This window comes from Proteus sp. FME41, assembly GCF_014897315.1.
Lineage (GTDB): Bacteria > Pseudomonadota > Gammaproteobacteria > Enterobacterales > Enterobacteriaceae > Proteus.
In genome coordinates this window covers 1-1,012 of the sequence record NZ_JABUYL010000062.1, presented here as the reverse complement: position 1 = coordinate 1,012, position 1,012 = coordinate 1, and the positions used below count along the sequence as shown (strand labels likewise).

At 40.9% G+C, this 1,012-nt stretch carries 1 protein-coding gene; it reads right to left on the bottom strand.

Features of this window, described 5'->3' with window-relative positions:
* Positions 1 to 1,012, bottom strand: a 1,012-nt coding sequence (locus INT04_RS19170; RefSeq protein ID WP_193017606.1) for a type VI secretion system Vgr family protein, incomplete at both ends; no start/stop codon positions are given.

Genomic DNA, 1,012 nt, shown 5'->3' with positions numbered 1-1,012 from the left:
GACGGTAATGATGAAGGTATGACGTTATCAATGATAGAAAGTACTTGTAGTGGGGATAAAAAATCCGCATTACTTTCACCTTTTAAGCGCGTTTGTCGAGTCAGAAAACGTTCATGATCGAGTCTTGCCCAAAAGTTAGCCGTTTCCGCTTCAGGGGTAATTTTATCGCCACGGGCAAGGTGTCTTGCTTGGTAATGATAAACTTCACCATAATGGATATCATCCCCTTCACCACGGGTCATATCCGTTACTGCTGAAATCAAGGTATCTTGTGCTTGGCGATGGTTATAGTCTTTGGTAAAGACAGTCTGTTCGACTACTTGATGATGTAATGATAATCCCCATACGCTTTCTTGGTGATTATCATTCATGCCCGATGGGCTATTTAATGGCAGTGTTTTATCAAAGGTGTAAGCGCTTTGGCGATCGGCAAAACGGATGACTTCGGTTTGTGTTTGGTCTTGCAAATAGAATGAGTAAAAAATACCGACTTCACTTAATAGTCGTTCAATAAATTGGCGATCACTCTCATTGTATTGGTTGATTTGTTCACGTTTGGGGTATTCGTTTTTAAGCGTAAATTCAAACTCCCAATCTTTAAAATTATGCTCACGTAAAATTTGGCTTACAACATCGGGCACAGATTGATTGAGGAAAAATCGATGAGAGCGGATTTGATGACGTAATAATGCAAAAACAGGCTCAATAACGAGTTGATAACGCGCTTCATCAACCGAGCCTGATAGACGTCGAAATTGAGTGACTACACCATGAACGTGTTTGGTGATAGGCTCTTGCGTTGCTAAATCGGTAATACTGTTAATTGGTGGGGTAAAGGATAGCGTTGCACTACGGCGCAAGAGTTGTTGTGGCTGTAAATCTTGAGCTTGGCAAGTAAAGGTAATTTGATAATGGTAGGGTTCACTTATTGCTTCGCGTCCTGTGAAGTGTTCTACATCAAGTAAAACATCACACCCTTGTACAGTAAGATGATAGCGATTGTGTCCATTAA